Source organism: Echinicola sediminis (genome assembly GCF_054777495.1).
The window spans coordinates 62,569-69,252 of record NZ_BAAHAP010000024.1 but is presented as its reverse complement, the minus strand read 5'-3'; the positions used below and the strand labels follow the sequence as shown (position 1 = coordinate 69,252).

General features: G+C 46.7%; 6 protein-coding genes. 4 read left to right on the top strand and 2 right to left on the bottom strand.

What is annotated here, in order from left to right; all coding sequences use genetic code 11:
• Positions 1-293: 293 nt before the first annotated feature.
• Positions 294-2,747, bottom strand: a complete 2,454-nt coding sequence (locus ACYVAA_RS08615) for a glycoside hydrolase family 31 protein (RefSeq protein ID WP_460540553.1) — start codon at positions 2,745-2,747, stop codon at positions 294-296.
• A gap of 99 nt (positions 2,748-2,846) precedes the next feature.
• On the opposite strand from ACYVAA_RS08615, the gene ACYVAA_RS08610 reads away from it, so the two are divergent.
• The 4 genes from ACYVAA_RS08610 (at position 2,847) to ACYVAA_RS08595 (ending at position 5,827) form a co-directional block, all read left to right on the top strand.
• Complete coding sequence (locus tag ACYVAA_RS08610) at positions 2,847-3,011, top strand: hypothetical protein (RefSeq protein WP_460540551.1); 165 nt, start codon at positions 2,847-2,849, stop codon at positions 3,009-3,011.
• Between the two features lie 46 nt (positions 3,012-3,057).
• Positions 3,058-3,780, top strand: a complete 723-nt coding sequence (locus ACYVAA_RS08605; RefSeq protein ID WP_460540549.1) for a (Fe-S)-binding protein — start codon at positions 3,058-3,060, stop codon at positions 3,778-3,780.
• Positions 3,781-3,875: 95 nt separating this feature from the next.
• Entirely contained in the window at positions 3,876-5,246 is a 1,371-nt protein-coding gene (locus tag ACYVAA_RS08600; protein WP_460540547.1) for a lactate utilization protein B, read from the top strand.
• Complete coding sequence (locus ACYVAA_RS08595) at positions 5,246-5,827, top strand: LutC/YkgG family protein (protein WP_460540545.1); 582 nt, start codon at positions 5,246-5,248, stop codon at positions 5,825-5,827. Before ACYVAA_RS08600 ends, ACYVAA_RS08595 begins: the two co-directional genes overlap by 1 nt.
• Positions 5,828-5,970: 143 nt before the next feature.
• Here ACYVAA_RS08595 and ACYVAA_RS08590 read toward each other — a convergent pair whose 3' ends face one another.
• A complete protein-coding gene (locus ACYVAA_RS08590) occupies positions 5,971-6,663 on the bottom strand; it encodes a potassium channel family protein (protein WP_460540543.1) in 693 nt (230 codons plus the stop codon).
• Positions 6,664-6,684 lie beyond the last annotated feature (21 nt).

Here is a 6,684-nt window from a genome sequence, read left to right as displayed (position 1 = left end):
GGTCTTACAGCTGGTATTTCCACCGCCGTAATTGGTGATCCTTAGATCGGATCCAAGGATGTTTGACCGATAGATCAAAAGGGCTACCTCATCCCCCTCCAGTTCCTGGGCTTTCTGCTCGTCCCATAGGTAGTTTACATGCTTAAATGTACGTTCTGCTGTGCTCATTATGATTGATTTTTTTGATTGCAGGTTTGAAGTATATGATAGCGAATTTATTTTTTTTATACCGAAATACTGTCCTGTTGTGTGCTGATGAAGCCGTTCATGTAAGCTATTTTGCTCTTATCCATCTATTGGATCTTGAACTGTACCTTTCCATCTGCTTTCTTCGTGGCAGCGGCCCAAAGAATTTTTTGGTCGGCATCATAACTCCATCCAGTTTCTCCTTTCACTACCTGACCGGTTTCTATTTCGCCTAAAGTCTTGCCAGCTAGCCCAACAGTATTCGGCCGTTTATCTACATGGACTTTTATAATATAACTTCTTTCCACCGGTTTATAATCCCCTTTGGCCTTCTCTATATTAATATTAATCCCCTCACCAGCACCTTCTAAGGTCACCTGAGTTTCGCTATACCCCCCTTCCATATATTCTTCTGAAATTCCATCATCCTCAAAAAGTTGGTACGATGATGAGTCTCCCGGAAAAATCTCAAAGGTGATGGCACCGTATGGGGTTTTATTATCATATTCCACCTCATCCTGCATGGGAATGATAGCACCGGCCTTGACAAAGATCGGCAACTTTTCCATCGGGCAGACGATGTTATAATACGCTTTTCCTTCATACCGGGTACCGTCCCAGTAATCAAACCAGGTCCCCTCCGGCAAATAAACTGTTCTGGTCTGTGCATCCTTGGTCAGTACAGGACAAACCATCATCTGGTCTCCAAAGTAATACTGATCATCCACGTTATAGGTATTGTAATCCTCTTGATGTTCCAATACCAAGCCCCTCATGATAGGCTTACCTGTTTTGTATTGTTGAAATGCTGTACCATAGATATAAGGAATCAGCCGGTAGCGTAGCTTATCATACTTTGTAAAAATCATCTCTGCTTCCTCCCCATAATTCCAAGGTTCCTTGTATCCGGGATGGTCCATGCCAAACACATGGGCTACTGGACTGAACATCCCAAACTGTACCCATCGGGAGAACAGCTCAGGATCAGCCAGGTGCTCAAAACCTCCCATATTGTGTGACCAATAGCCTACACCGGACAGGCCCATATTGATTCCGGCCTTTACCACTGGGGCATAATACTGCCATTCACTGGGCCAGTCTCCCGCCCAGACAAAGGGATAGCGCTGGATGCCGGCATACCCTTCCCTGGTATGGTTGATCCCTCGCATACCATTATGCTCCTTAAATTTCTCATAGGGAGCTTTGGCATAAGCAATCGGAAAGACATTGTGCAGCCTTCTGGCTTCTTCTGTGGTAGGTCCTGTCTTATTGCTTTCATTTGCCTTGCGGCCAAAAGCACTGCCCTCATCTGTTTTTAAGAACATGGCACCGATCTCAGCAATCCTCATCACGCCATTTTCCCACCACCAATCGACCGCATCCTGGTCGAATACGTTCACAAACTCACCTGGACCATTCTCTTCCGGGTACACATGCCCTTTTTCCCTAGCCTGGTCCAAAAGGTTCAAATAATTCCCATTGTCAAACCTTGGACGGACATGCAGCCCTACCATATTGACATCCATGGCATACAGACTGTCAAACATGCTTTTCGGATCTTTAAAGGTTTCCCTCCATTCAAAAGAGGTCGCCCCGCTGCCGCCGTTTTTACCGAACATCCTCCAGGTGGAGTCCAAGTGCAATAGGTCAAATGGAATCCCCTTTTCCCTATACTTTCTGGCCAATTCCACCACATAATGGGTTGAGGTCATTTCCTCATGCCCCCATGTTCCTCCGCTATAGGTCCCCACATGAAGTCCATGTGCAAAGCGCGGCAAAAGCGGCGACCTGCCTGTTAGCCCGGTATAGTGGTACAGCAGCTTAGAAAAATCCGGTCCATACATAAAGAAATAGTCCAGTTCTCCCCCTTCTGCTTCAAAACTCAAGTGCTCATTGCTGCTGGAACCGAGGTCCCAATGTGTTGCGAATGAATTGTGAAAGAAAATCCCATAGCCTTTGGTACTCATAAAAAACGGAACCGGCGCATAATTCGCCTCCAGCACATTATAGGCCCCAATGATATGTGGACGTCCAAGCCCTCTCCCCACATTCAGGGCCACCTTCTTTCCTCTTCTGTCTATAAAATCCATTCGTTCCCCAAAACCGAAAAAATGCTCATCAGGAGTCAGGCTCTTTACTGCTCCCACGGTTTTTCCCTTATTAAAGGCTCCTCCCTCACCATCCTCCAGCTGCTCGCCGGAAACCAGGTTACCTTCCCTATCATAAACGGATAGCTTCAGGGACGCCCGGTCCACTTTCACTTCCATCCTGCTGGTTTGAAAGAGGTAATTTTCTTCCTCTTCAGTTGTTTTTACAGCAATCAAATCAAAGTCCTGCTGTTTCAGCATATAGGAAAAATCCTCCCGAAAATGCACGTCAAAGGAAGTCCTTGCCCGGAAAACCTCTGGAGAGTGGAACTGTAACTTTAAAGTCTTTTCACCATTGGTAAGGATATAAGTATTACCTTCTTTGGTTAGATTCGACATTTGCCCCTGGCCAAACAACAGGCCTGCCGGAGCCAATAAAATGAAAAAAGCTGCAAAGAAATGCCTAATATTCATAAAGCTTAAAATTGAAATTGTGGGTTTATTTGAAGTAACTTTATCTGTTGATTGGGAAGTGTGATATTAACTTCCAAATGGAAATATACCCCTTTCATTATGCAAGGCTGTACTTTACTTTCCTGCCTACGGCAGGCAGGCCTGCTTTACGACAAGGAGGCCGGCCTTAGTCACCACATAGGCCTGCTTGTAGGAAAGCCTGCTTTGTTGACTTCAGGAAGGGTTTTACCACCTCTTTGCCCCAAACAGTATGGTGCAGGATGAATAATAGATAAGTTAGCCATATATTGGGGTTTTGAACAATAGAACTATGCGAGTTGGACTCTTTATACCTTGTTATGTAGATCAGTTTTATCCGGAAGTAGGCAAGGCTACTTTGGAGCTGTTGGAAAAATACGGCGTGGAAGTAATCTACCCGACCTCCCAGACCTGCTGTGGCCAGCCTATGGCCAATTCGGGATACGAGCGGTTTGGAAAAGAATCGTCGGATCTCTTTCTTAAGAACTTCGGTGAATTCCAGTATATCGTCGCTCCTTCGGGGAGCTGCACCTTACATGTGAAAGAACATGTCATCCCGGAAAGCCAAGGGGCTCCCAAGATTTATGAACTATGTGAATTCCTCACCGATGTCCTAAAGGTGGAGCAGGTAAGTTCCAGTTTTCCCCATAAGGTCGGCTTTCATTCCAGCTGCCACGGCCTTCGTGGGCTTAGGCTGGCCAAATGTTCTGAAAGGATGGATCCCGAATTCAATAAGCCCCTTTCATTGCTTGAAAAAGTAAAGGACATCCAAATGGTAGAGCTGGACAGGAAAGACGAATGCTGTGGTTTTGGCGGTACCTTTGCGATAGCAGAAGAAGCAGTCTCCATCACCATGGGCAATGACCGAATAGCGGATCATCAGCGAAACGGAGTGGAAGTATTGACTGGAGCCGATATGTCCTGTCTTATGCATTTAAGCGGTTTGTTAAAACGGCAAAAAAGCCCCATCAAGGTAATGCACATCGCCGAAATCCTTAATGGAAATAAAGTATAGCGTATTGAGTCTTTAGTATTGAGTACGGAGTATTGAGCCAGGCCCATCTTTGGTCACCATGTATCAGGGGAATGGATCAGCTAAGCAGAAAAACCATGAAAACACATACCCACGCCGAAGCGGCGGCAGAATTTATAAAAGACGACGCAAGGACCCATTGGCATGACGAAACCCTTTGGCATGTCCGCCAAAAGCGGGACCTTTCCGCTCAGGGGATCCCCGAATGGGAAACCTTGAGGGATACTGCCTCGGCCACAAAAAACTACGTTCTCTCCCACCTTGGAGAACTCTTGGAGCAGTTTGAAGCCAACGCCAAGGCAAACGGGGTAGAAGTACTTTGGGCCAAAGACGCCCAAGAACACAATGAACATGTCTACCGGATCCTTCAGGAAAACAAGGTCAACAATATTGTCAAAAGTAAATCCATCCTCACCGAAGAATGTGGCCTGAACCATTACTTGGAGGATAAAGGTTACGATGTGGTGGATACCGATTTGGGCGAACGCATTATCCAGTTTGCCAAGCAGGCCCCCAGCCACATTGTATTGCCGGCCATCCACCTGAAAAAACAGGATATCGGAGAGATCTTCCATGAGCATATCGGCACGGACAAAGGGGCCAGTGACCCCAAATACCTGACCGAGGCGGCCAGGCAACACCTCAGAAAGAAATTTGTGGAAGCCAATGCGGCCATTACAGGGGTGAACTTTGGCATTGCAGAGACAGGAGGATTTGTGGTCTGCACCAATGAGGGCAATGCCGATATGGGCACCCACCTCGCGGACATCCATATTGCCTGCATGGGAATAGAGAAGCTGATTCCAAGGGCTGCCGACCTGGGGGTTTTCTTAAGACTCCTTGCCAGAAGCGCCACCGGACAGAGCATCACCAATTATTCCTCTCACTTCCACCGCCCGGCCAAAGGCAAAAAGATGTACATTATCCTGGTGGACAATGGACGTACTGAACAGCTGGGAAGGGAAGATTTCAAAAACTCATTGAAATGTATCCGCTGCGGTGCCTGTATGAACACCTGCCCGATCTATCGCAGAAGCGGGGGATACAGCTATAATTCCACCGTTCCGGGGCCTATCGGTTCCATCCTTTCACCGGGCAAAGACCTCAAAAAATACAGCACCCTACCTTTTGCCTCCACCCTATGTGGTTCCTGTTCGGATGTTTGCCCAGTAAAGATCAACATCCATGAACAGCTGTACAAGTGGCGACAGGTAATCACCGAAAACACGGATTTTGACGCCAGCAAGAAACTGAGCATGAGAGTGGCCGGAGTTACCTTTGGAAAACCGGTTCTTTACGATCTGGCAGGAAAAGTGGCCAGGACAGCCTTAAAAATTACACCGGACAGTTTGGTATACAGCAGCATCAATGTCTGGGGAAAACACCGGGACTTGCCGGAAGTACCTAAGGAGAGTTTCAAGGAGTGGTACAAGAAAAACAAAAAGTAATGAGCAGCAAAGAAGCCATATTATCAGCCATCAAGCAAAACAAACCTGCTGAGACAGCATTACCGGATTTGCTCAGCTTTCCTGATGAGTCGAACTTGATCGAAAGGTATGAAAAAGGACTGAGTGGAAATGGAGGCAAACTACAGGTGGCCGAGTCCATCGAGGCAGTGGAAGCCTATATCAAGGAAAATTTCTCCAAGGACCAACTGATTGCCTCTCTGGTGGAGGGTGTAAACGGCAATCTGGATGTCAATACCATTTCCGATCCTCACGATTTGGAACATGTGGAATTAGCCATACTTAACGGGGTAATGGGAGTAGCAGAAAATGGCGCCATCTGGATGCCAGAAGGCAATGTTGTCCACCGTGTGCTCCCCTTTATTGCCCAACACCTGATCATCGTTTTGAAAGAGGAAACCCTGCTGACCAACATGCATCAGGCCTATGAAAAAGTCCAGGTCAATGAAGAAGGCTACGGGGTGTTCATCGCAGGACCTTCCAAAACCGCCGATATCGAACAATCGCTTGTCATTGGGGCCCACGGCCCGAGAAGCTTGACGGTGTTTTTGATCAAGAAATAAAGAAAAGCCACTATACCTCCAACGGCAATTGATCCGGATTTGCCATCCGGATCAATTGCCGTTTTGTAGTCAGTCTTGAGTCATGAGTATTGAGCTTCCTAATTTGTACTGAATACATGATACTTCGTACTTGCCGCTTTTCCTCATTCCTCATTAAGGTCAAGTATCTTCTGGATATCATCGATATCGCCAAATAGAACCAAAATATCATTTCTTTCTATCATCGTTTTGGCATTGACCACCCCTAGGACTTTTTGCCGTTCCTGCATATTACCAAATAAGTTGGGGCGATTTCTGATCTTGATGATGGTCAGAATATTCACATTAAACCGGTTTCTCACATCCGTTTCACCGATGGTCTTTCCGACGAATTCCTCGGGTGCGGTAACCTCCACGATATTGTATCCGTCCGAAAGATCATAACTATCTATCACCCCCTTCATTTCCAGTTTTTTGGCAAGCCTTTCGGCGGTCTCCTCCTCCGGATGGATGATCTCATCGACACCTATTGCTTTGATGACCGTTTCATGGGTATGGGTGATCGAGCGGCTAATGATCCGCTTGGCTTTCAATTCCTTAAACACCGCCGTAGCCATGATGGAGGCACCCAAATCTTCCCCTATAGCGATCAGCACGACATCCGTTTCCTTGATAGGAAGGTTTTTAACAGCATGCCGATCCGTGGCATTCATACAAATGGTATGGGTAACCTTTTCCTTGACAGCCTCTATCTTTGCCATTTCACTGTCTATACCGATCACCTCATGCCCCTTATCGGTAAGCCTGGCAGCCAGATAGGCCCCAAAATTCCCCATTCCAACGATTATAAATTTCATGTGGCACTTGTTTATTCTTTG